The following is a 22,243-nucleotide window of genomic DNA, read 5'->3' on the forward strand; positions in this document are numbered from 1 at the left end:
GCCCTCCGCCTTCGCCGGGCTCTGCCGGCGTCCGTATTCTGTCTGATGTTACTGCTCCAGGTCGCCGAAGCTCTCTGCGGTGGTAATGGGCTGCACCTTGGTGCACAGGGGCGCGAAGGTCTCGGCAATGACATCGTAGTCCAGGCCCAGGGCGGCGCAGGTCTCGGTGTTCACCGTGGCGGTGCCGTTGTCGAAGGTCATAACCGGGGTGGCAGCGGGGTCGGCGCCGTCCACCAGGATTTCGGCCACCATGTTGGCGGTCTCCACGCCCAAGTTGGCATAGTCCACGCCGTAGCCCAGGAAGGCGCCGTTGAGGGCAAAGGAGTCGGCGCCGGTATAGTGGGGGATGCCCGCGTCGGCAAAGGTCTCATAGATGGCCAGCTCGGCGGTCATAATGGTGTTGTCGGTGGGGGTAAACACCGCATCCACACCGTCTGACACCAGGGCCTGGGCGGCCAGCATCACCTCGTCGGTGGTGGTGCCGGTGCGCTCCACCACCTCAATCCCCTTGCTCTCCAGGTACTCCCTGGCGTGGGCAATGGGGGTGGTGGAGGAATCCTGGCCCACGTCGTAGAGCAGGCCGATCTTGTCCGCGTCGGGGTCGGCGGCAAAAATGAGGTCCATGATGGCGTTGGTGTCCAGGTAGTCGGAGGTGCCGGTGATGTTGGCGCCGGGGGCCTCCAGGCTCTCCACCACGCCGGTCCCCACCGGGTCGGACACGGCGGAGAAGACCACGGGGATGCCGCTGTCCTCAGTGGCCGCCTGCATGGCGGTGGCCACCGGGGTTGCCACACCCACCATCAGGTCCACGCCGTCGGCCATGAAGTTGGCGATGATCTGGTTGAGGACGGTGGCGTCGGCGTTGCAGTTCTCCAGCTCCACCTGGAAGGTAACGCCCTTCTCCTCCCCCAGGGCGGTCAGGCGGGCCTGGATGTTCTCCACAATCTGGTTCAGGGAGGCGTCGTCCACATAGTTGCAGATGCCCACCTTGTACACCGTGCCATCGGCGGACTGCTGGCCGGTGTCCCCGCCGGTCTGGGTGCAGGCGGTGAGAGAGATGGTCATGGCGCCGGCGGCGGCAAGGGCGGCGATGTGCTTCAGATTCAGCTTCTTCATGGTAGTTCCTCCAAATTTCCGTCCCCGGCGGCCTCTGCCCCGGCGGACTGTATTGTTCTGGATGGTTGATGGAGGGGCCGCCTGCCAAACGGCCTTGATTTGAGAAACAAAAAAAGCTTCTGTCCCCACATGGGACAAAAGCTTCTGCTTCTGCGATACCACCCAAATTGACGCTTGCGCGTCCACTCGCTTCGCGCACCATCATGCGCGCCCGATGGATAACGGGTGGGAGCCCGTCGGCACCTACTTGGGGAATCCCCGTTCAAGCCGCCCTCCGGAGTCCATTCACACGCCCGCCTCAGATCCCGCTCACACTGTCCGGGAATCGCTTTGCATCAGCCGCAGCGGCTACTTCTCTCCGTCATAGGTTTTTTTATTGCTTTGTTGTATTGCATTATACGCAGGAAGCGGACATTTGTCAACCCCCTGTCTGCTCTTTTTTCACTCCTGGAACCGGGACGCCCCGGCGGATCGCCTCCGCCGGGGCGTAACCGGGTTATTCCGCGCGGACCGCTTCCCTCCGCTCCCGGCGGAGGAAGGAGAACTTGGTCTCCGAACAGATGACCGCCACGAAGATGAGGACAAATCCCAGCGCCATCAGAGGCGTGGGGCGCTCGTCGGCGAACAGCACGGAGAACAGCACGCCGAAGGGGGCCTCCAGGGACAGCAGCACCGCCGCCGTGGCGGGGGCGGTGTACTTCTGGCCGATGTTCTGGAACAGCAGGGCCCCGCAGGAGGCGAAGATCACCAGGTAGGCCAGGGAGAGGGCCAGGCCGCCGTCCATGGCCTCCACAGGCAGGGCGGGCCGGGTCGCCAGCACCCCCAGCCAGGAGAACAGGGCGAAGGAGGCAAACTGGATGGCGGTGAGGAGGAAGATATCCCGCCCCTGGGAGAAGCGGGACACCGCCACAATGTGCGCCGCGAAGAAGAAGCCCCCCACCAGGGTCAGGCCGTCGCCCATGCTGACGGCGGCGGCGTTGTCGCCGGTGACCGACACCAGGCCGATGCCGGCGATGCACAGCACGGCGGCGGCGATGTTATACCGGTCGGGCCGCTGCCGGGCCACCGCCCAGTACAGGAAGGGCACGATGACGCAGTAGACGGCGGTGAGGAAGGCGTTCTTGCCCGGCGTGGTGCCCTCCAGGCCGAAGGTCTGGAAAGAGTACGCCAGGAAGAGGAAAAAGCCCATGATGCCGCCGCCGATGAAATACTGCTTATCAGCCAGCTTCCACCGCTTCCAGAACACCAGCGCCAGCACAATAGCCGAGGCTGTGAACCGGATGGCCAGCAGCCAGAAGGTGGGCAGCACGTCCACGCTGCTCTTCATAACCACAAACGAGCTGCCCCAGATGACGGTGGCCAGAATGATGAGAGGTGTGGCAAGCCGGGTCAGCACCCGGTCCCTGTTCTGTTCCTGCTGTAGGTCCCTGTTCTGTTCCTGCACGGTTGCCCCGCTCCTTTGATTGTGATAGAATAAATGGAGTCTCACTTTGGAGGTCGCTATGAAACTCTTTGATTTTGACGGCACGCTGGTGGACTCCAACGGCGTGTGGGAGGAGATTGACGTCCGCTTTCTCCAGCGCCGGGGACTGACCCCCACCCGGGAGTACTGCGAGACAGTGGGCCACTCCATCTTTCCCATCGCCGCCCAGTTCACCCGGGAATACTACCATCTGGACATGGAGCCCCAGGCCATCATGGACGAGTGGCTCTCCATGGCCCGGGAGGCCTATGAGCACCAGGTACCCCTGAAGCCGGGGGCGGCGGAGTACCTGGCGCAGTGCGCGGCAGAGGGGACGCCCATGGCCCTCTTCACCGCCTGCGTGCCCGAGCTGTGCCGCTCCGCCCTGGACCGCCACGGTCTGAGCAAATACTTTTCCCGGGTTATCTACGTCCAGGAGATGGGGCTGGAGAAGCGCAACCCCGAATCCTTCCGGCTGGCTCTGGAACAGCTGGGCGTGCCGGGCAGCGCCTGCACCATGTACGAGGACTCCCCGGGGGCCTGCGCGGCGGCCAAAGCCGCCGGGCTGACGGTGGTGGGGGTATACGACCGCTTCTACGCCGCCCACGAGGAGAAAATGCGCCGGCTCTGTGACTGTTATGTTTATAGCTTTACAGAGCTTCTGGCCTGATTTCCTCTCTATCTTTTGTATTCCAATCTCTGTACGGCGCACACCCTTTACATCGGGTGTGCGCCGTTTTTCTTCGGGCATCTTACAGCTTGGTCATGTGCTGGGAGGCCGACTTGAGCATCAGCTTTTTGGTGCCCACGTTGTCAAAGGCGATCTCGATGAGGGCGTCGCCGCCCATGGGCATCAGGTTGACCACCATGCCCCTGCCGAAGGCCTTGTGCTGGACCATGTCGCCCTTTCGGAAGTCGGCCAGGCCGGCGGCAGACTTGGCGCCGCCGCCAATTTTGGGCTCCACCGCCGTGCCCTTGGGGTAGGTGGTGTAGCCGCCCCCCAGGGAATACCCGCGTTCGGCGGGTTTGCGCCAGGCGGGCGCCTTCTTTCTGGACGGCTCCCCGTCCTGGTGCTCCTCCGTCCGCTCACCGCGGGGCAGGCGGCCCGACTTCTCCACGTACTCCTCCGGGATTTCGCCCAGGAAGCGGGAGGGCCGGTTGTTGTTGGTGCGGCCGAAGAGCATGCGCTGGGAGGCGCAGGTCATGTACAGCTTCTCCCTGGCCCGGGTCATGGCCACGTAGCACAGGCGGCGCTCCTCCTCCATCTCCTCGGCCTCGCCGATGGCCCGGATGCCGGGGAAGATGCCCTCTTCCACGCCCACCACAAAGACCACCGGGAACTCCAGGCCCTTGGCCGAGTGCATGGTCATCATGACCACGCAGTCCTCCTCCGGGTCGTGGCTGTCCAGGTCGGTGTACAGGGCGATCTCGTCCAGGAAGCCGGACAGGCTGGGCTCGGCCGCGTTCTCCAGGTAGCCGTTGATGGAGGTCAGCAGCTCCTGCACGTTCTCCAGCCGGGTGCGGTCCTCAATGGTGTTCTTCTGCTCCAGCATGACGGCGTACCCGGTGCGGGCCACCAGCTCCTCGTAGAAGGCGGGCAGCTCCATCTCGCCGGAGAGCCTGCGCAGCTCGGCAATCATGCCGGTGAATGCGTCCAGCTTGGCCGCCGCCTTCTGCAGCTCCGGGTAGACCCGGGCGTTGGAGATGATCTCCCACAGGGAGCGCCCCTCCTGGGCGGCGATGCTCTGGGCCCGCTCAATGGTGGTGGCGCCGATGCCCCGGGGCGGGTTGTTGATGATGCGCTGGAGGCGCAGGTCGTCGCCGGGGTTGTTGATGACGCACAGGTAGGCCAGCATGTCCTTGACCTCCGCCCGGTCGAAGAAGCGGATGCCGCCGATGATGCGGTAGGGCACGCCGTTGCGCTTGAAGGCCTGCTCGATCTGGTTGGACTGGGCGTTCATCCGGTAGAGGACGGCGTGGTCCTTCCAGTGCCGCCCGGCGGAGTAGCTGCCCAGAATCTGGGCCGCCACATACTGGGCCTCGTCGTGCTCGTTCATGGCGGTGTAGCACTGGACCTTGTCGCCCTCGCCGTGGTCGGTCCACAGCTCCTTGCCCTTGCGCCCCTGGTTGTTGCGGATGACCGCATTGGACGCCTCCAGGATGTTCCTGGTGGAGCGGTAGTTCTGCTCCAGGCGGATGACCCGGGCGCCCTTGTACTGCTTCTCAAAGGAGAGGATGTTCTCAATGGTGGCGCCCCGGAAGCGGTAGATGGACTGGTCGTCGTCGCCCACCACGCAGATGTTCTCGTACCCGCCCGCCAGGGTGGAGGAGAGCAGGTACTGGAGGTTGTTGGTGTCCTGGTACTCGTCGATGAGCACATAGCGGAACTTCCGCTGGTAGTACTCCCGCACCTCGTCAAACTCCCTGAGCAGGCGGACGGTGTGGAGGATGATGTCGTCAAAGTCCAGGGCGTTGGCGTCCCGCAGGCGCTTCTCGTACTCCACATACACCTTGGCAATCTTGATGAGGCGGTAGTCCCCCGCCTTCTCACACTCGGCCAGGTAGTCCGCCCCCAGCTTCATGGCGTCCTTGGCCCGGGAGATGTACCCGGCGATGCTCTTGGCGGGGAAGGCCTTGTCGTCCAGGTTGAAGTCCCTGATGATGTCCTTGATGACCCGCTCGGCGTCGGCGGTGTCGTAGATGGTGAAGGACTTGGAGAAGCCCAGGCGGTCGATGTCCCGGCGGAGGATGCGCACGCAGGCGGAGTGGAAGGTGGAGGCCCAGACGTCATTGGCCGCAGGGCCCAGCATCCGCTCCAGCCGCTCCTTCAGCTCCCCGGCGGCCTTGTTGGTGAAGGTGATGGCGATGATGGACCAGGGCGCCGCCGGCTCCACCCGGCACAGCCGCTCCTGCTCCGCCTTCTTCTCCGGGTCGGGGTGGGCCGCGTAGTCCTCCAGGAAGGCCAGGTCCTCCCCGGTGACCCACCCGGGCACCTCGTCGCAGTCGGATCCCCGGCCGTACTTCATCAGGTTGGCGATGCGGTGGATGAGCACGGTGGTCTTGCCGCTGCCCGCCCCCGCCAGCAGCAGCAGAGGGCCCTCGGTGGCCAGCACGGCCCTGCGCTGCTCGGGGTTCAGATTCTGATAATCCTGCTCGATTGCGGCCCTGCGGGCCCGGCAAAAGCGCAGTTCTTCTTCTCGATTCAGCATGTTCCTCTCCTCGGCAATACGGAAGCCGTCCACACCGTGGACGGCTTCCGCCAGTTTTGTGTGTTCTATTTTATCGGAAAATGCCGGTCAGGTCAAGGCGTGGCGGCGGTCTTTTTTCACGCCGGCCCCAGCGAAAGCCGCCCCTTTTGTCCGCTCAGAAGGGCATCTTCTTCGGCTCCACCTGCATGGTCAGCCACTTGAGTTCGGTGAAGTCCTCCATGGAGTACCGGCCGCCCTCCCGGCCGAAGCCGCTGAACTTCACGCCGCCGGAGGGGGCGGTGGTGCCGCTGAGGAAGGTGGTGTCGTTGACGTGCACCATGCCCGCCTCCATCCGCATTCCCAGGGACCAGGCCAGCTCCAGGTTGTGGGTCAGCAGGGCGGCGGAGAGGCCGTACTCGTTGTCGTTGCACAGCGCCAGGGCCTCCTCCGGGTCACCGGCCCGGACCACCGACGTCACCGGCCCGAAGGTCTCCTCGTGGAAAATCCGCATCTCAGGGGTCACATCGGCCAGCACCGTGGGCCAGTACCAGGGCCCCTCATGTCGGCCGCCGGTGAGGAGCCTGGCGCCCTTGGACAGGGCGTCCTCAATCTGCGCGTCGATGAATTTCCACTTCTCCGGCTGGATGAGGGGGCCGATGATGGTGTCCTCCTCCCGGGGGTCGCCCACCTTCAGGCCCTCGGCCCGGCGGACCAGGGCGGCGCAGAAGGGCTCGTACCCCTCCCCCTCCACGATGATGCGGGAGGTAGCCATGCACACCTGCCCCTGGTGGCAGAAGGCGCCGTAGGCGGCGATATCCGCCGCCTGGACCGGGTCAAAGTCCTTCAGGACGATGAGGGGATTCTTGCCCCCCAGCTCCATAGCCACCTTTTTCAGGTCCCGGGCGGCCCGGACGGCGATGGACCGCCCCACGGCGCTGGAGCCGGTAAAGGTGACCATCCGCACCCGTGGGTCGTCCACCAGCAGGTCGCCGATGACCTCGCTGCGGCCGGGCACCACGTTGAGCACACCGGCGGGCAGTCCCGCCGCCTCAAAGACCTCCGCGATGGCAAGGCCGATGGCGGGAGTAATGGGGGACGGCTTGAGGACAAAGGTGTTTCCGGCGGCCAGGGCGTAGGCCAGCTTCTTGATGGCCAGGATGAGGGGATAGTTGAAGGGCGTGATGCCCAGCACCACCCCCAGGGGCGACCGGACGGCCAGGGACATCTGCCCCGGCCCGCCGGGCTGGAGCACCTCGCCGTGGAGCCGGCGGCACTCCCCCGCCGCCACCCGCAGGATGCCCGCGCTGCCCATGACCTCCCCCCGGGCCTTGTACCGGGCAGAGCCGCTCTCGGCGATCATCAGGTCGGTCAGCTCCTCCGCCCGGGCCTCCATCTCGTCGGCGGCCCGGAGCAGCAGCCGCTCCCGGGCGTCGGGGGCCGTGGCGGCCCACTTGCCCCGGGCCGCGTAAGCCGCCGCCAGGGCCTTCTCCGCGTCCTGCCGGCCGCCCATATGGACCATGGCCACGACCGACCCGTCGGCCGGGTTATGGTCCTCCATCACCTCGCCGTCGGTCTGGGGCGCCCAGGCCCCGTCGATATAGAGCAGGTATTCTCTCATTGTCTCTCCCCTTCCCGGCATAAGCGCCGTATGTTGTATGATAACCGGCGGGCAGCCGCCCGCAGAGGCTGCGCGGCTTTGGCGTTGGGATTACATCAGGGGGGCGAACACCCGCAGCACCGCCCGCAGCAGCCGGCGGAGCATGGAGCGCTCCCGGCACTGGGCCAGGGTGATCTCCTGGCAGACGGCCAGGGTGTCCAGAAAGTCCTTCTTCACGTCCAGCACGGCGGGGGCCCCGCACAGCCAGACGCCGTCCTCAAAGTGGAGGAACATGCTGCGGTAGTCCATGTTGATGGAGCCCACGGTGGCGTATATGTCGTCCACGGCGAAGTTCTTGCCGTGGACAAAGCCGGGGGTGTACTCAAAAATCCGCACCCCCGCCTCCAGAAGGGGCTCGTAGTGGGCCCGGGTGACCTCGAAAATGATCTTCTTGTCCGGGATATGGGGCGTCATGATACGCACGTCCACGCCCGACTTGGCGGCGCTGCACAGCGCCGTGTTGACGCTGTCGCTGACAATGAGGTAGGGCGTGGTGATATACACGTAGCGCCGGGCCTTGCTGATGAGATTGAGGTAGACCGTCTCCCCCACCGGCTCCCCGTCCAGGGGGCTGTCGGCGTAGGGCTGGACATACCCCGGGTCCCCTTCCGGCAGAGGCATGGCGGCGGGCCGGTAGCTGTTATAGTCCTCCTCGCCGCCGCAGATATACTCCCACATGGTGAGGAACATGACCGTCATGCTCCAGGCCCCCTCGCCGGTGACCCGGATGGCGCTGTCCTTCCAGTGGCCGTACCGCTGGCGGAGGTTGATATACTCGTCGGCCAGGTTGATGCCGCCGGTGAAGGCGGTATGGCCGTCCACAATGCAGAACTTCCGGTGGTCCCGGTTGTTCAGCCGCACGGACAGCACCGGGATGAACCGGTTGAACGCCCGGCAGCGGATGCCCTTTTCCTCCAGCTCCCGCCAGTAGTTCTTGGGCAGGGTGTAGAGACAGCCCACGTCGTCGTAAATGACCCGCACGTCCACCCCGGCCCTGACCTTTTCCTCCAGAATCTCCAGGACGGAGTCCCAGAACACGCCCCGGTCGATGATGAAATACTCCAGAAAGATATACCGCCTGGCGCCCCGCAGGGCCTCCAGCATGTCGGCAAACACGTCGTCCCCCAGGGGATAGTACTTGGCGCCGGTGTTGGCATAGAGCGGGCAGTGGGCGTACCGCTCCAGGTAGCGGGACTGGTTGGCCGCGTCGGCGCCGTGTTTCTCCTCCAGCACGCCTGCCTTGCAGTCGTCGCTGAGCACTTCGGCCAGGCGGCGGTCCATGCCCTCCATCTTCCGGCGCATCCGGGCGGAGAGCTGGTTGCCCCCTGAGAGCAGATACACCAGCCCGCCGAACACAGGGGCCAGCAGGATGGGCACAATCCACGCGATTTTATACCCCGGGTCGGTGCGGGCATTGACAATCCACAGCACCACCAGGATGGAGACCACCACGCAGAAGAGATAAAAGTAGATAAAGTAGCTGGCAAACCGCGCCATCACCACCACCAGAACCGCCACCTGGAGCACCAGAAGAAGCCCAACCAGAGCGGTGCGGTGGAAGAGGATAGCCGCCGCTTTTTTCAGAAATCCCGTAGCTCTTTCCTCCGTTCGTTATGCCTGTCTTCTGTCTGTTTTTTCCTGAACCACCACGTTCTCCTCCCCCAGCATCTCCCGGAGCTCCCGCACCAGGGAGGGGTGGACCACGCAGGGGCTGGCGGGCGCCCACTGTTCTGTGTCCATAAACTTGGCCTTAAAGGGCTCGTTCCCCGGGAAGAGCTCCAGAATCAGCTGGATTTTCCGCCAGCGGGGGTCGTGGGCGCTGGGCAGGCGGACGAAGAGCTTCTGCCGCTTCTTCCCCTCGGGCTCCGCCGCCTCGTCGGACGCGGCCGCGTCCTGAAGCAGGGGCCGCACTGAGTCCACCATCAGCTGAGGGGCCTTCTCGTCCCGGACGGAGATGCGCCCTGCGGCCAGCACGGGCATGTTCTCCTTGAGGTAGCTGCCGCTCTCCCCCAGCACCCGGGAGAACACCAGCAGCTCCATGGAGCCGGTGTCGTCCTCCAGGGTGACGTAGGCCATGAGGGAGTTGTTCCGGGTGGTCTTGGTCTTGGCGGAGGTAATCACCCCCGCGATGGTCACCTTCTGCCCGTCCTGGAAGTCGGCGCCGCCCTCCTCTTGGGCAAAGTCGGACAGGATGGCCCCGATGGGGGCGGCGTGGTACCGGCGGGCGGTCTCCCGGTACTCGTCCATGGGGTGGCCGGTGAGGTAGAGGCCGGTGGTCTCCTTCTCCATGGTCATCAGCTCCCGGCGGGAGAACTCGGGGATGTTGGGCAGGGCCACCTCCGGGGCGGTCTGGGGCTGGTCCCCACCGCCGCCGAACAGGTCGAACTGGCCCTCCAGGTTCTTCCGCCTGGTCTGGGCGATGGAGTCCACCACCTGGGGGAACACCTTCAGCAGCTGGGATCGGCGGGCGCCGGTGCTGTCGAAGGCGCCGCACTTGATGAGGCTCTCCAGCACCCGCTTGTTCAGGTCGGCGTCCATCATGCGGGCGCAGAAGTCGGACAGGGAGCGGAAATTCCCGCCCCGCTCCCGCTCGTCCAGGACGGACTGGATGAAGCCCCAGCCCACCCCCTTCACCGCCGCCAGGCCGAAGCGGATGTTCTCCCCGGTGACGGTGAAGCTGGCCCCCGACTCGTTGATGTCGGGGGGCAGCAGGGCGATGCCGCACTCCTTGCACTCGGCGATGTACTCCGCCACCTTCTCGCTGGAGTCCAGCACGGAGGTGAGGAGGGCCGCCATATATTCTCTCGTGTAATGGCACTTAAAATACGCGGTCTGGTAGGCCACAATGGCGTAGGACACGGCGTGGGCCTTGTTGAAGGCGTAGTTGGCAAAGTCGTAGATCTCGTCGTAGATATCCATGCCGGTCTGCTCGGGCACGCCCCGGGCGATGCAGCCCTCAATGCCCCGCTCGCTGTCGCCGTAGAGAAAGGCCTTGCGCTCCTTCTCAATCTGGGCCTTCTTCTTTTTGGAGATGGCCCGGCGCACCATGTCGGCCTGGCCCAGGGAGTATCCGCCCAGCTCCTGGAAGATGCGGATGACCTGCTCCTGGTAGACGATGCAGCCGTAGGTGACCTTCAGGATGGGCTCCAGCATGGGGTGCTTGTACTTGACCTTGTCCGGGTTGTGCTTGCAGGCGATGAACCGGGGGATGGATTCCATGGGGCCGGGACGGTAGAGGGCGATGATAGCGGTGATGTCTTCGATGTTCTGGGGCTTCAGGCCCACGCACACGCCGGTCATACCCGCTGACTCCATCTGGAACACGCCGGAGGTCTTGCCGTCGGAGAGCATCTTGAACACCGCCGGGTCGTTCTCCGGGATGGCGTGGAGGTCAAAGTCCGGGATGCGGCGGCGCACCAGCTGCACCGCGTCGTCCAGCACGGTCAGGTTCCGCAGGCCCAGGAAGTCCATCTTCAGGAGGCCCAGCTCCTCCAGGGTGGTCATGACGTACTGGGTCACCACGGATTCGTCGTTTTTCGCCAGGGGCACATACTCGTACACCGGCCGCTTGGTGATGACCACGCCGGCGGCGTGGGTGGAGGCGTGGCGGGGCATGCCCTCGATGGCCTTGGCGGTGTCGATGAGGTTGTGAATCCGCTCGTCCCCCTCGTAGGAGTCCCGCAGCTGCTTGGACAGCTTGAGGGACTCGTCCAGGGTGATGTGCAGCGCGCCGGGGCCGCTGGGCACCTGCTTGGCCACGGTGTCCACGTCGGCGTAGGGGATGTTCAGCGCCCGGCCCACGTCCCGGATGGCGCCCCGGGCGGCCATGGTGCCGAAGGTGACAATCTGGGCCACGTGGTCCTCGCCGTACTTCCGCTGGACGTACTCGATGACCTCCTGGCGGCGGCGGATGCAGAAGTCGATGTCGATATCGGGCATGGTGACCCGCTCCGGGTTGAGGAACCGCTCGAAGAACAGGTCGTATTTCACCGGGTCCACGTCGGTGATATTCAGGCAGTAGGACACCATGGACCCGGCGGCCGAGCCGCGGCCGGGGCCCACGGGGATGTTGTGACGTTTGGCGTAGCCGATAAAGTCGGACACGATGAGGAAGTAGTCCACAAACCCCATCTGCCGGATGACCCCCATCTCGTACTCCAGCTGCTCCCTGTTCTTCCGGCTGCCCTCCGGGTAACGGCGGGCAAAGCCCTCCCAGCACAGGTGCTCAAAGTAGGCGTCGGGGTCGGTCCAGCCCTCGGGCAGCTTGAACTCGGGCAGGTGGTACTTGCCGAACTCAAACTCCAGATTGCACTTCTCCGCCACTTTTGCGGTGTTCTCAATGGCCTCCGGCCAGTCGGGGAACAGCCGGGCCATCTCCTCCTCCGACTTGATGTAGAATTCCTCGGTCTCAAACTTCATGCGGCCGGGGTCATCCACCGTGCGCCCCATCTGGATGCACATGAGGGTGTCCTGCATGGCGGCGTCCTCACGCCGGGTGTAGTGGGCGTCGTTGGTGGCCACCAGGGGGATGCCCGTCTCCTGGTGGATGCGGACAATACCCCGCACCACCTCGGCGTCCTCAGGCAGGTTGTGGTCCTGAATCTCCAGGTAGTAGTCCTCGCCGAAGTGCTCCTTCATCTCCAGAGCGGCCCGCTTGGCCCCCTCGTAATTGCCCCCCAGGATGAGCCGGGGCACCTCGCCCGCCAGACAGGCGGACATGGCAATGAGCCCCTCCGTATGCTGCCAGAGGAGCTCCTTGTCGATGCGGGGCTTGATATAGAACCCGTCCAGAAAGGCGCGGGACACCAGATAGCACAGGTTGCGGTAGCCGGTCTCGTTCTTGCACAGGAGCACCAGGTGGCGGGCCTCGGCGTCCAGCTCGTGGACCCGGTCGGTCATGCCCCGGGGGGCCACGTACACCTCGCAGCCGATGATGGGCTTGACCCCCTCGGCCTTGCAGGCCCGGTAAAAGTCCACCGCGCCGTACATCACCCCGTGGTCGGTGACAGCCACCGCGCTCTGGCCCAGCTCCTTCACCCGGGCGGCCAGGGCCGGGATGCGGCACGCGCCGTCCAGCAGGCTGAATTCGGTATGGACGTGCAGGTGGACAAAACTCATAGGGTCGCGCTCCTTCTCTTTCTCTATATTATGCCTCCGACCGGGCTTGTCCCCCGTCCCCGGCCTGAGACAGGGCCAGCAGTTTGCGCAGCCGGTGGTTCAGGCAGCTCTTGGTGACCGGGGGATCGCACAGCTCCGCCAGCTGGGACAGTGTCAGCTCCGGGTTCTCCAGCCGCAGCCGGGCGGTCTCGTACAGCTTTTCCCCCAGCTCAGTCAGGTCCATCCGCTCCTCCAGGCGGCGGATGGCCTCAATCTGCTCCATGGCCGCGTCCACCGCCTTGTCCAGGTTGGCCGCGTCGCAGTTCACCCGGCGGTTCACGCTGCCCCGCAGGTTCTTCTCCAGCTTGGCGTTCATCAGCTCCATGGCCGCCACCGGCGCGCCGATGGCGGTGAGGAAGTCGGCGATGTACTCGCTCTGCTTGAAATATGTCATGTAGTTGGACTTGCGGGTGGTCTCCTTGGGGGAGAAGCCCGCCTCCAGCAGCAGGGCGGTCAGCTCCCGGCTGACGCTGTAGTGAGAGGTGACCAGCTCCAGGTGGTAGCGCTTGGCCGGGTCGGTGACCGAACCGCCCGCCAGAAAGGCCCCCCGGAAAAAGGACGTGCGGCAGTGGTCCTCCTCCAGGACGGCGAAGTTGATGTGGTGGGCCAGGCTGTCCGCCGGGTCAAAGCCGAAGGCGGCAAAGATCCGCCGGAGCTTGTCCCCGCTTGTGATGGAAAATACCCGCTTGCCGCCGCCGTTCTCCGGCGGCAGGCTGTCAAAGTCCAGCTGGAAGGCTTTTCGGAACAAAAGAGGCAGCCGGGCGGCAAAGCCGCCGCTCTCGGTGATGATACGGATCTCCCGGTTGGAGAAGGCGTTGCAGAAGAGGAGCACGCCGTAGGCCTCGGCCTGGGCGCAGCACTTCCGGGCCAGGGGGACGCGGCACAGCTCCTCCTTGGTCTGGCTGGAAAAGGACATGGGCAAATCCCTCGCTTGTTGTTTGATATCCGTCCGGCCCTCAGAACACCTTGGTGTGGGCCCGGTCCTCGTAGATCTCCATGACGGCGGCGGCCAGCCGGGCGATGGAGTGGCGGGCGTAGTTGGAGGTCTCGGAGGCCAGGGGCCGGGTGATGACCTCAATCCCCAGGGCCTCGATGGCGGGGGCGTCCACCACAATGGGGGCCGCGTCCTCCTCCCGGTACCGCTCCACCAGGCGGGGCCGCACCGGCGCGGAGTTGCACAGGCACAGGTCGATAAGCCCGGGGCCCGAGTGGGCCAGCAGGGCCTTCACATGGTCGGAGGCCGTCATGCCCTCGGTCTCGCCGTCCTGGGTCATGATGTTGCAGATGTACATCTTCAGGGCCTTGGACCGGCAAACCGCGTCGGCGATACCCTCCACCAGCAGATTGGGGATGACGCTGGTGTACAGGCTGCCCGGCCCCAGGAGAATCATGTCCGCCTCGCCGATGGCCTTCAGGCTCTCGGGCAGGGCGGCGGGCCCCTCGGGCAGCAGCCGCACCTGCTTGATGCGGCAGTCCTGCTCCTTCTTGAAGGCGCTGATCTTGGACTCCCCCACCACGGCGGTGCCGTTTTCAAAGGTGGCCTCCAGCTGCACGTCGGCGTTGGTCACCGGCAGCACCCGGCCGGTGATGGCCAGAACCTGGCTCATCCGGGCCACGGCCTGGTCGAAGGAGCCGGAGATGCCGTTGAGGGCGGCCAGAATCAGGTTGCCGAAGGACTGGCCCGCCAGGCTGCCCGAGTCCTTGGGGAAGCGGTAGGACAGCAGCTCCCCCATGACCGGCTCTACATTGGCCAGCGCCTCCATGCAGTGGCGGATGTCCCCCGGCGGGGGCATGCCCAGGTCCTGGCGCAGCACGCCGGACCCGCCGCCGTCGTCGGCCACGGTGACGATGGCGGTCAGATTGTGGGTGTAGCTCTTCAGGCCCCGCAGCATGGTGGACAATCCGGTGCCGCCGCCGATGGCGACAATCCGCGGCTCATACTCCCACCGGCGGTCGGCGGTATAAGGCTCGGTCATACGGCGCACCTCCTACGCTCTTGTCATGTCCCTGTGGTTGTCCGTGGCCTGGTAGCCCTTCCGGCGGATGAAGTCCGCCAGGGCCCTGGTGATGGCCACGCTCCGGTGCTGTCCGCCGGTGCAGCCCACGCCGATGACCAGCATGGTCTTTCCCTCCTCCACGTACTTGGGGAGCAGGAAGCCGATGAGGTCCTCCAGGCGGGCCATAAAATCCCGGGTCTCCTGGTAGCCGAACACAAAGTCGTACACCGGCTTATCCAGCCCGGTCTGATGCCGCAGCTCGGCGATATAGTAGGGGTTGGGAAGAAAGCGCACGTCAAACACCAGGTCGGCCTCCAGGGGGATGCCGTACTTGAAGCCGAAGGAGATGACGTTGACGCTCATGGCGGGCACGGCGCTGTCCCCGCCGAAGAGGCGGAGCACCTCCCCCCGCAGCTTGGAGGTGGAGAGGGCGGAGGTGTCGATGATATACTCCGCCCGGCGGCGCACCGGCTCCAGGTCCTTCCGCTCCTGGCTCACCGCCTCGGCCAGCGCCTGCCCGGGCCGGAGCAGGGGGTGGATGCGGCGGGTCTCCTTGTAGCGCTTGATGATGGTCTCGGTGGTGGCCTCCACAAAGAGGATTTTGTACTGGCAGCCCATGCGCTGGAGGGCGTCCAGGGCGTCAAACAGGCCGTCGAAGGTCTGGCCGCCCCGGATATCGGTGACCAGCGTCACCCGCTCGTACTTGCCCGGGCTGGCCATGCACAGCTCGGCGAACTTGGGAATCAGCGCCGAGGGCATGTTGTCCACCACGTAGAACCCCATATCCTCCATAAAGGAGGCCGCCTTGCTCTTCCCCGCGCCGGAAAGGCCGGAAATGATCACAAATTCCATAACTCCACACCTCTGCCAATGGTTTTCTCTCTATCCGCAGCCCAGGGTCCTGACCTCCAGCTCCAGGGCCACCCCGGTCTCCCGGAGCACGGTCTCCTGAATCTGCTCCGTCAGCTTCAGGACGTCGGCGCAGGTGGCGCCGCCCCGGTTGATGACGAACCCGGCGTGCTTCTCCGACACCTGGGCGCCCCCCACGGTCAGGCCCTTCAGGCCGCACTGCTCGATGAGGGCGGCGGCAAAGTGGCCCGCCGGCCGCTTGAAGGTGCTCCCCGCGCTGGGGTACTCCAGGGGCTGCTTGCTCCTGCGCCGCTGGGCCAGGTCCTCCATTCTGGCCCGGATCTCCCCGGCGTCTCCCTGCTCCAGCGCCATCTCCGCCTCCAGCACCAGCCACGCCGGGTGGTCGGTGAACATGCTGCGGCGGTAGGCGAGGCCGCACTCCGCCGCGGGCACGGTGTGCTCCGCGCCGGTCTCGTCCAGGTAGGTGACGGCGGTGAGGACCTGGACCATCTCCCCGCCGTAAGCCCCGGCGTTCATGACCACCGCGCCCCCCAGGCTGCCGGGGATGCCGTGGGCGAACTCCAGGCCGGTCAGGCCCCGGCCCAGGGCGGCCATGGCCAGCCGGGACAGGGGGATGCCGCACTCCGCCCGCAGGCGGCCGTTGACCTCCCGGGTCTGGTCCAGCCCGCCGGTCTTGATGATAAAACCGTCATATCCCCCGTCGGCCACCAGCAGGTTGCTGCCGTTGCCCAGGAAAAAGGGGGCAATCCCCAGGGCGGCGGCGGCGCGGACCGCCGCCTTGATCTCTTTTTTATCTCCGGGCAGCGCCATCAGCCGGGCGGGACCGCCCACCCGGAAGGTGGTGTGGCGCGCCATGGGCTCCTCCGTGCGCAGCTCCAGGGCCGGGCAGGCCCGGCGCAGCTCCTCGCTCAGCGCGGAAAAAACGTCCATTCTGACCTCCAAAATTTGAGTTTATCGGCAATACCGGCTGAAATGCCGGCAAAATATATCATGATTCCACAGGCGGCGCGGGCCGTCTAACAGATATATTATAGCAGAAAACAAGGCCGATTAGAATAGTCAGAAGTCAGAAAAGCGGCTCCGGCCGGAAATGTACAGAAACGCCGGAATGCAGGTGCATTCCGGCGTCAGCGTGTCGAAAAACCTCAGTTTAAAAGCATCCGCCTGAACCGGGGCGGGGGAGCGCGAGGGGGCAGCCGCCCGCCTCGCGTGGAATCGAATGCCCTGGAAGCCTTGCTGTGCAAGACTTCCAGCGAGCGGAGCGAGGACTTTTGCGCCGCTGTGCGGCGCGAAAGTAACGGCATTTTTGAAGGCTGTCGAAAAAGTCCAGGGACTTTTTCGACAGCCTGATGCCGGAATGCAGGTGCATTCCGACGTTTGCTCCGCCCAGAGGGCGCACAAATTCAGTTCATCTGCTTGCGGCGGGACAGGTTCATGGTGCCGTCCTGCATGTCGCTCACGTTGTCCAGGCTCTTGCCGGTGCCGTAGGCCACGCAGGAGATGGCGTCGTCCGCCACGTGGGTCTCGATGCCGGTGTGGGACTCGATGAGCTTGTCAAAGCCCCAGACCAGGCTGCCGCCGCCGGTCATGACAATGCCGTTGGTGGAGATGTCGGCCACCAGCTCGGGGGGCGTGCGCTCCAGCACGCCGTGGACCGCCTCCAGAATGCGGGTGGAGACCTCCTCGAAGGCCTCGATCATCTCGCTGGAGGTGACGGTAAAGGTGCGGGGCAGGCCGGTCATCAGGCAGCGGCCCTTGACCTCGTAGCTCTGCTCCTCCGGCCGGGGGAACACGCAGCCGATCTGCATCTTGATCTCCTCGGCGGTCCGGTCGCCGATGAGCACGTTGTGCTTGCGGCGGATGTACTTGATGATGGCCTCGTCAAACTGGTCGCCGGCGATCTTGATGGAGGTGGACTCCACGATGCCGCCCAGGGAGATGACCGCCACGTCGGTGGTGCCGCCGCCGATGTCCACCACCATGTGGCCGTCGGGCTTGGTGATGTCGATGCCGGCGCCGATGGCGGCGGCCAGGGGCTCCTCAATCAGGTACACCCGGCGGGCGCCGGCCTGGATGCCCGCGTCGATAACGGCCCGCTCCTCCACCTCGGTGATGCCGGAGGGCACGCAGATGACCACCCGGGGCTTGAAGAACCGGAAGGCGGCGGCCTTGCGGATGAACTCCTTGAGCATCCGCTCGGTCATGTCAAAGTCGGAGATAACGCCCTCCCGGAGGGGGCGGATGGCCACAATATTGCCAGGGGTACGGCCCAGCATCTGCTGGGCCTCGGTGCCCACCTTCAGGAGCTTGCCCGTGTCCTTGTCCATGGCCACCACGGAGGGCTCCCGCAGCACCACGCCCTTGCCTTTTACATAAACGAGGATCGACGCTGTACCCAGGTCGATTCCGATATCCTTACTGAACATACCCGCACCTCTAAGCTTTTTTAGCATTTCTTTTAGTTTGGCCCAAAAACCCATATCTTAATCCTCTACATTATAATGTGGCAGGTGTGTCATTTCAACGCTTTTCCCAAATTTTATAGATTTTTCACATTTTCCTTGGCTGGATTGGAATTTTTTCTCTCCCTTAGGGCAAATTGCCCAGTCAGCGCCCGGCGCGGGCCCGGGCCAGGGTGGCGCACACCACCTTGTCCGCCCCGGCGGTGCGCAGGGTGCGGGCGCACTCGGAGATGGTGGAGCCGGTGGTGATCACGTCGTCGATGAGGAGAATCCGCTTTCCGGCCACCAGCTCCGGGTCGGTGCAGACATAGGCCCCCAGCACGTTGGCCCGGCGGCGCTCGTCGTGCTCCAGGCCGGACTGGGCCTCGGTGTCCCGCAGCTTGCGCAGGGTCTCCACCGCCGCGTCGTTCAGGTTCACCGCCGCCGACTGGGCCAGCAGAAAGGCCTGGTCATAGCCCCGCTCCCTCTTGCGCCTGTCCGACAGGGGCACCCAGGAGATGAGGTCGTACTCCCCCGCCAGGTGGTCGTGGACGCACTGGGCCGTCAGGATGCCGTAGATGCCGGCGTACCGGCTCATGCCTTTGAACTTGTAGCGGTGGATGGAGTCCCGTACAAAGCCCTCATAGCGCAGGGGCGAGACGCACTTGTCAAAGAACTCCCCTGTCTGCTCCGCCGCCTCCTCGGTGAGCCAGGGCAGGGTGCGCTGGCACTGGGCGCAGATCTCCCGCTCGCCGCTGCCCAGCACCCGGCCGCAGAACACGCACCGGGGCGGAAACAGCAGATCCAGCAGAACCTGCCCCGCCCTCATTTCAGGTCCTCCGGCCGGATAGGCCCGTGTTCCTTCTCAAAATCACGGATACAGGTGTTGATGAGGTACAGGATCTGTCCACTCATAGAGCGGCCTTCATAGGCTGCAATATACTGGAGTTTGTCATGAATGGCCTTGTCTGTCCGAATGCTGAGATGATTCTTTTCCATATGCCTCGTCTCCTTCCGGTAGACAAAGCATATCTTTTGCACAAATTCTTAGTTAATTCTTACGGCATTTTTACGGCTTAAAATTTCCACTATTCAACGGCGGCCAACCGGGCCCGCAGGCCGGAATACCGCCGCTGCTGGCGGTTGTTGGCCACCATCTGGGCCACCTTGCCCTCGTCCCCCACCACGATAAAGAGCTCCCTGGCCCGGGTGATGGCGGTGTAGAGCACGCCCCGGGTGAGCAGCATGGGCGCGCCGTCCAGGGCGGCCAGAATCACCGCCCGGTACTCGCTGCCCTGGGCCTTATGTACCGTGACGGCGTAGGCCGGCTCCAGCTCGGAGAGCATGTCCGGCGTATACTCCACCGTCCGGCCCTCAAAGTCCACGGTGATGACCTCGTCCCGGTTGTCCACCCTGGTAATCACGCCGACGTCCCCGTTGAAGATGCCCATGCCCGTGTCGGTGTTGTCCCTGCCCCGCCACATGACGTCGTAGTTGTTGCGCACCTGCATCACCCGGTCCCCCTCCCGGAAGATATACTCCCCGAAGCGGCGCTCCCCCTTGCCGGGCCGGGCCGGGTTCACCGCCTCCTGGATGCTCCGGTTGAGGGAGGCGGTGCCGGTGGTGTGCCGCCGGGTGGGGGAGAGCACCTGGATCTGGTCGGCGGGGATGCCCATCTTCTCGGGCAGGCGGGTCCTGCACAGCTCCACGATGGTGTCCGCCACCCGCACCGGGTCGGTGCGGCGAAGGAAAAAGAAGTCCTTGGCGGCGCTGTTGTGCAGGTCGGGCAGCTCCCCCCGGTTGACGCTGTGGGCGTTCATGACAATGGCGCTCTGGGCGGCCTGGCGGAAGATCTCGGTCAGCCGCACCGTGGGCACCCTGCCGCTGCGGATGAGGTCGGAGAGCACGTTGCCCGGCCCCACCGAGGGCAGCTGGTCCGGGTCCCCCACCAGCACCAGGCGGCACTCCCCCCGCAGGGCGGACAGCAGGGCCCGCATGAGGGTGATGTCCACCATGGAGGTCTCGTCCACAATCACCGCGTCCGCCTTCAGGGGCTCGGACTCGTCGTGGGCGAACACCAGCCTGCCGGTGCCCGGGTCGAACTGGGTCTCCAGCAGGCGGTGGATGGTGTAGGCCTCCATGCCGCACAGCTCCCCCAGCCGCTTGGCCGCCCGGCCGGTGGGGGCGGCCAGGGCGGTGTCCAGCCCCATGTGGTCGAAGAGGGCCAGCACCCCCCGGAGGGAGGTGGTCTTGCCGGTGCCCGGGCCGCCGGTGAGCAGCATGACCTGGGACCGGGCCGCCAGCTCCACGGCGGAGCGCTGCTGGGGGGCGTAGGTGATGCCCTGGTCACGCTGGATCCGGTCGAGAACGCTGTCCAGGTCCTCCGGGGGCAGCAGCTCCGCCCGGCTCATCCCGGCCAGGCGCTCCGCCACATAGCACTCCGCCTCGTACAGGTCGAAGAGGTAGACCGCCTCCTCCCCCGCCGTCTCCTCCTGGATGACCTCGCCCCGCTCCAGCAGGGCCTCCAGCCCGTCCCCCAGGGCCTCCAGGTCCTCCAGGCCCAGCAGCTGGGCGGTGGCGGCAAGCAGCTTCCGCCGGGGCAGGAAGGTGTGGCCGTTGTTCAGGTTGTGGCTCAGCTCAAAGAGCAGCCCCGCCTCCAGCCGCTGGGGGTCGTCCCCCTCCATGCCCTGGTCCAGGGCCAGCGCGTCGGCCTGGTCAAACCGGACCCCCAGCTCCTCGTCCACCAGCAGGTAGGGGTTGGCCCGCAGCACCTCCAGGGTCCGGTCCCCGTACCGCCGGTAGAGGGGCATGGCCAGCTGGAGGGGCAGCTGGTGGTCCCCCAAAAACTCCAGCAGCCGGCGCATGCCCAGCTGAAGGCGGAAGTTCTCCCCCATGGCCAGGGCCCGCTTCCGGGTGATGCCGTGGATTTTGGTCAGCCGCTCCGGGTGCTCCTCCAGCACGGTGAGGGCATCGCCGCCGAACTCCTCCACAATCTTCCTGGCCGTGGCCGCGCCGATGCCCCGCACCGCGCCCGAGGCCAGATAGTCGAAGATGGCCCGCTCGCCCGCGGGCATCCGCCGGTCCACCGTCTCGGCCTTGAACTGCTCGCCGTAGGAGGCGTGGCGCATCCAGCTGCCCCGGACGGTGATGCTCTCCCCCGGCGCGGCCCCCGGGATGCATCCCACCACGGTGATGCCCCCCTGGTCCCCCGCGTCCAGCCGGAGGACCGTGTAGCCGTTCTCCTCGTTCTGGTAGATGACGGCCTCAACGGTGCCCTCAATGCAGTTGAGCTGTTCTTCTTCCATGGCGTCTCTTCCCCTATCCTGTCTCGTTCGTACATACGTTATATTACCCTATATCATACCTGCTTTTCCTCCCAAAGGCAAGCGGGAAGGTCGTCCATGGCGCAGAGAATCACGCCCCTGTCCCGCCAGGCCAGCCGCTCGGCCAGCCGCCGCCCCTGCCCGCTCAGGCCGCAGTCGGCGATGACCACGGTAAACCGGGCCATGCCCCCTTTCCTCAGCCAGCGCAGCCCGGCCAGGTCCTGCTCCAGATGCTCCCCGTCCCCACCGGCGGGCACCACGGCGTACACGCTCCCCCGCCCCACCGGGGCCACCGCGGCCCCCAGCAGCAGCCAGCCCAGGGCCAGCAGCCCGGCAGCAGCCAGAAGGGCCAGCACAGCCCTGCCAATCACAAATAACAATGCCCCTCACCTCCGCCATATCCTATGCGCGGGAGGTGAGGGGCGTTCGGGGGCAAAGGCCGCTTTTTCCGCCCGTTCAGGCCAGAACGGAGGAAAACAGGTTGATGCCGAAGGCGGTGAGCAGGCTCATGATGCACCCGGCCAGCAGCACGCCGGCAAAGATGCTGGGCAGCGCCTTGCGCAGGGGCATGTCCAGGAAGGCCGCCACCAGCGCGCCGGTCCAGGCGCCGGTGCCCGGCAGCGGGATGGCCACAAAGATCATCAGGCCCAGGTACTTGTACCTGGTCACATTCTGCCCCTTCAGATGGGCCTTTTTCTCCAGTCTGTCCACCAGGCTGTTGAGCCTGGGCATGTGGCGGCGCATCCAGAGGAAGATCCGCCGGATGTACACCACGATGAAGGGAACGGGAATCATATTGCCGATAATGGCCGCCACAAACGCGGCCGCATAGGGCAGGCCAAGGGTGGCCACGCCGAAGGGGATGCCGCCCCGCAGTTCCACCACGGGAATCATGGAGACCAGTATTGTAAACACAAACTCCCCAAAGGGGACGCTGGTCAGCCACTGCATGATATCCAAAATAATCACCCTGCTTTTCTGTTGATGCCGGGACGCGCCCCGCGGGCGGGTCCGCATGGATGCTATTCTACC

General features: G+C 65.3%; 17 protein-coding genes. 1 reads left to right on the forward strand and 16 read right to left on the reverse strand.

Translation table 11 applies throughout. The annotated features are described in order from the left end of the window. Positions 1-48 precede the first annotated feature (48 nt). Positions 49-1,116 carry an ABC transporter substrate-binding protein gene (locus QZY67_RS04070; RefSeq protein ID WP_295368681.1) on the reverse strand — a complete coding sequence of 356 codons (1,068 nt, stop codon included), beginning with the start codon at positions 1,114-1,116 and terminating at the stop codon, positions 49-51. A 496-nt stretch (positions 1,117-1,612) separates the two neighbouring features. Further along, positions 1,613-2,560 (reverse strand): DMT family transporter, encoded by a 948-nt coding sequence (locus tag QZY67_RS04075; RefSeq protein ID WP_295368682.1) that lies wholly within the window; start codon positions 2,558-2,560, stop codon positions 1,613-1,615. A gap of 58 nt (positions 2,561-2,618) precedes the next feature. Here QZY67_RS04075 and QZY67_RS04080 point away from each other — a divergent pair, with 58 nt between their 5' ends. Beyond that, positions 2,619-3,248: an HAD family phosphatase gene (locus tag QZY67_RS04080; RefSeq protein ID WP_295368683.1), complete on the forward strand. Its 630-nt coding sequence runs from the start codon at positions 2,619-2,621 to the stop codon at positions 3,246-3,248. 82 nt (positions 3,249-3,330) lie between these two features. On the opposite strand, the gene QZY67_RS04085 is transcribed toward QZY67_RS04080, so the two are convergent. From QZY67_RS04085 to QZY67_RS04150, 14 genes are all read right to left on the reverse strand, one after another. Beyond that, positions 3,331-5,787: a UvrD-helicase domain-containing protein gene (locus QZY67_RS04085; protein ID WP_295368684.1), complete on the reverse strand. Its 2,457-nt coding sequence runs from the start codon at positions 5,785-5,787 to the stop codon at positions 3,331-3,333. Between the two features lie 154 nt (positions 5,788-5,941). Next, positions 5,942-7,384 carry an aldehyde dehydrogenase family protein gene (locus tag QZY67_RS04090; RefSeq protein ID WP_295368685.1) on the reverse strand — a complete coding sequence of 481 codons (1,443 nt, stop codon included), beginning with the start codon at positions 7,382-7,384 and terminating at the stop codon, positions 5,942-5,944. A 90-nt stretch (positions 7,385-7,474) separates the two neighbouring features. Further along, entirely contained in the window at positions 7,475-8,920 is a 1,446-nt protein-coding gene (gene cls, locus QZY67_RS04095; RefSeq protein WP_295368704.1) for a cardiolipin synthase, read from the reverse strand. A gap of 114 nt (positions 8,921-9,034) precedes the next feature. Beyond that, complete coding sequence (locus QZY67_RS04100) at positions 9,035-12,541, reverse strand: DNA polymerase III subunit alpha (RefSeq protein WP_295368686.1); 3,507 nt, start codon at positions 12,539-12,541, stop codon at positions 9,035-9,037. Positions 12,542-12,569: 28 nt separating this feature from the next. After that, positions 12,570-13,496 (reverse strand): DNA-binding protein WhiA, encoded by a 927-nt coding sequence (gene whiA, locus QZY67_RS04105; protein ID WP_295368687.1) that lies wholly within the window; start codon positions 13,494-13,496, stop codon positions 12,570-12,572. A gap of 40 nt (positions 13,497-13,536) precedes the next feature. Beyond that, entirely contained in the window at positions 13,537-14,556 is a 1,020-nt protein-coding gene (locus QZY67_RS04110) for a gluconeogenesis factor YvcK family protein (RefSeq protein ID WP_295368688.1), read from the reverse strand. A 12-nt stretch (positions 14,557-14,568) separates the two neighbouring features. Continuing rightward, positions 14,569-15,429, reverse strand: a complete 861-nt coding sequence (gene rapZ / locus QZY67_RS04115) for an RNase adapter RapZ (RefSeq protein WP_295368689.1) — start codon at positions 15,427-15,429, stop codon at positions 14,569-14,571. Positions 15,430-15,459: 30 nt separating this feature from the next. Continuing rightward, positions 15,460-16,377 (reverse strand): UDP-N-acetylmuramate dehydrogenase, encoded by a 918-nt coding sequence (murB, locus tag QZY67_RS04120; RefSeq protein WP_295368690.1) that lies wholly within the window; start codon positions 16,375-16,377, stop codon positions 15,460-15,462. Positions 16,378-16,850: 473 nt separating this feature from the next. Then, positions 16,851-17,873, reverse strand: a complete 1,023-nt coding sequence (gene mreB / locus QZY67_RS04125) for a rod shape-determining protein MreB (protein ID WP_294534669.1) — start codon at positions 17,871-17,873, stop codon at positions 16,851-16,853. 181 nt (positions 17,874-18,054) lie between these two features. Beyond that, a complete protein-coding gene (locus tag QZY67_RS04130; RefSeq protein ID WP_295368691.1) occupies positions 18,055-18,717 on the reverse strand; it encodes a ComF family protein in 663 nt (220 codons plus the stop codon). Then, the gene (locus QZY67_RS04135; RefSeq protein ID WP_198286291.1) at positions 18,714-18,887 is read right to left on the reverse strand and encodes a hypothetical protein; all 174 of its coding nucleotides are present in this window, start codon (positions 18,885-18,887) and stop codon (positions 18,714-18,716) included. Before QZY67_RS04135 ends, QZY67_RS04130 begins: the two co-directional genes overlap by 4 nt. A gap of 89 nt (positions 18,888-18,976) precedes the next feature. Then, entirely contained in the window at positions 18,977-21,193 is a 2,217-nt protein-coding gene (locus tag QZY67_RS04140) for an ATP-dependent RecD-like DNA helicase (protein ID WP_295368692.1), read from the reverse strand. A 53-nt stretch (positions 21,194-21,246) separates the two neighbouring features. Then, positions 21,247-21,582, reverse strand: coding sequence for a hypothetical protein (locus QZY67_RS04145; RefSeq protein ID WP_294534686.1), 336 nt, complete (start codon positions 21,580-21,582; stop codon positions 21,247-21,249). 85 nt (positions 21,583-21,667) lie between these two features. Continuing rightward, positions 21,668-22,162: a small multi-drug export protein gene (locus QZY67_RS04150; protein WP_294534683.1), complete on the reverse strand. Its 495-nt coding sequence runs from the start codon at positions 22,160-22,162 to the stop codon at positions 21,668-21,670. Between the last annotated feature and the right edge of the window lie 81 nt (positions 22,163-22,243).

Source organism: uncultured Pseudoflavonifractor sp. (genome assembly GCA_904419835.1).
Classification (GTDB): Bacteria; Bacillota; Clostridia; order Oscillospirales; family Oscillospiraceae; genus Pseudoflavonifractor.

Coding starts and splice junctions, on each gene's coding strand:
- QZY67_RS04070 (WP_295368681.1), bottom strand. CDS start 1,116: ATGAAGAAGCTGAATCTGAAGCACATCGCCGCCCTTGCCGCCGCCGGC.
- QZY67_RS04080 (WP_295368683.1), top strand. CDS start 2,619: ATGAAACTCTTTGATTTTGACGGCACGCTGGTGGACTCCAACGGCGTG.
- QZY67_RS04085 (WP_295368684.1), bottom strand. CDS start 5,787: ATGCTGAATCGAGAAGAAGAACTGCGCTTTTGCCGGGCCCGCAGGGCC.
- QZY67_RS04090 (WP_295368685.1), bottom strand. CDS start 7,384: ATGAGAGAATACCTGCTCTATATCGACGGGGCCTGGGCGCCCCAGACC.
- cls (WP_295368704.1), bottom strand. CDS start 8,920: ATGGCGCGGTTTGCCAGCTACTTTATCTACTTTTATCTCTTCTGCGTG.
- QZY67_RS04100 (WP_295368686.1), bottom strand. CDS start 12,541: ATGAGTTTTGTCCACCTGCACGTCCATACCGAATTCAGCCTGCTGGAC.
- whiA (WP_295368687.1), bottom strand. CDS start 13,496: ATGTCCTTTTCCAGCCAGACCAAGGAGGAGCTGTGCCGCGTCCCCCTG.
- QZY67_RS04110 (WP_295368688.1), bottom strand. CDS start 14,556: ATGACCGAGCCTTATACCGCCGACCGCCGGTGGGAGTATGAGCCGCGG.
- rapZ (WP_295368689.1), bottom strand. CDS start 15,429: ATGGAATTTGTGATCATTTCCGGCCTTTCCGGCGCGGGGAAGAGCAAG.
- murB (WP_295368690.1), bottom strand. CDS start 16,377: ATGGACGTTTTTTCCGCGCTGAGCGAGGAGCTGCGCCGGGCCTGCCCG.
- mreB (WP_294534669.1), bottom strand. CDS start 17,873: ATGTTCAGTAAGGATATCGGAATCGACCTGGGTACAGCGTCGATCCTC.
- QZY67_RS04130 (WP_295368691.1), bottom strand. CDS start 18,717: ATGAGGGCGGGGCAGGTTCTGCTGGATCTGCTGTTTCCGCCCCGGTGC.
- QZY67_RS04135 (WP_198286291.1), bottom strand. CDS start 18,887: ATGGAAAAGAATCATCTCAGCATTCGGACAGACAAGGCCATTCATGAC.
- QZY67_RS04140 (WP_295368692.1), bottom strand. CDS start 21,193: ATGGAAGAAGAACAGCTCAACTGCATTGAGGGCACCGTTGAGGCCGTC.
- QZY67_RS04150 (WP_294534683.1), bottom strand. CDS start 22,162: ATGCAGTGGCTGACCAGCGTCCCCTTTGGGGAGTTTGTGTTTACAATA.